General features: G+C 56.7%; 2 rRNA genes. Both read right to left on the bottom strand.

The window, feature by feature from the left end:
• Nucleotides 1–6 precede the first annotated feature (6 nt).
• Nucleotides 7–124, bottom strand: a 5S ribosomal RNA gene (gene rrf / locus HMPREF1627_RS02140).
• A gap of 168 nt (nt 125–292) precedes the next feature.
• A 23S ribosomal RNA gene (locus HMPREF1627_RS02145) occupies nt 293–1265 on the bottom strand; the annotation flags it as partial.

Consider the following 1265-nt stretch of genomic DNA (forward strand, 5'->3'; position numbering starts at 1 on the left):
AGTGTGTTGTGGCGGTGTCCTACTCTCCCACACCCTCCCAGGTGCAGTACCATCGGCGCTTGCGGGCTTAGCTTCCAGGTTCGGAATGGAGGCTGGGCGTTTCCCCGCGGCTATGACCACCACAAGATGGTTCAACCATATTCACTTGAATACCCCCGAGCGTGTTCGCCGCGCGCGTGTTCGCCGCGCGTTCGGCTTTTGGGGGTTTGTGTTGGTTGTGATCCGTATAGTGGTTTGACGAGCACTCTATAGTGTCTGTCAACCATACGGTGTAAACAGTGTGGTTGATGTGTTTGTGTTTAGTGTCGGCCCATTAGTACCAGTCGGCTCACGAGCACCTCGCGGTGCTTCCACCTCTGGCCTATCAACCCGGTAGTCTGCCGGGGGCCTTCCACCCCAGGGGGGTGTGGAAACCTCATCTCAAAGCAAGTTTCCCGCTTAGATGCTTTCAGCGGTTATCTTTCCCGAACGTAGCCAACCAGCCATGCACCTGGCGGTACAACTGGCACACCAGAGGTTCGTCCATCCCGGTCCTCTCGTACTAGGGACGGCCCTTTTCAAGTTTCCTACGCGCACAGAGGATAGGGACCGAACTGTCTCACGACGTTCTGAACCCAGCTCGCGTACCGCTTTAATGGGCGAACAGCCCAACCCTTGGGACCAACTCCAGCCCCAGGATGCGACGAGCCGACATCGAGGTGCCAAACCATGCCGTCGATATGGACTCTTGGGCAAGATCAGCCTGTTATCCCCGGGGTACCTTTTATCCGTTGAGCGACCACGCACCCACGTGCCATGGCCGGATCACTAGTTCCTGCTTTCGCACCTGCTCGACCCGTCGGTCTCACAGTCAAGCTCCCTTGTACACTTGCACTCGCCACCTGATTACCAACCAGGCTGAGGGAACCTTTGAGCGCCTCCGTTACATTTTAGGAGGCAACCGCCCCAGTTAAACTACCCACCAGGCACTGTCCCCAACCCGGATCACGGGCCAAGGTTGAGGTGACCGCTTGAACCAGAATGGTATTTCAACGACGACTCCACCACGGCTGGCGCCGCAGCTTCACAGTCTCCCACCTATCCTACACAAGCACAAGCGAACACCAATACCAAGCTATAGTAAAGGTCCCGGGGTCTTTCCGTCCTTCTGCGCGAAACGAGCATCTTTACTCGTACTGCAATTTCGCCGAGTTCACGGTCGAGACAGCGGAGAAGTCGTTACGCCATTCGTGCAGGTCGGAACTTACCCGACAAGGAATTTCGCT

This window comes from Actinomyces sp. S6-Spd3, assembly GCF_000758755.1.
GTDB lineage: Bacteria > Actinomycetota > Actinomycetes > Actinomycetales > Actinomycetaceae > Pauljensenia.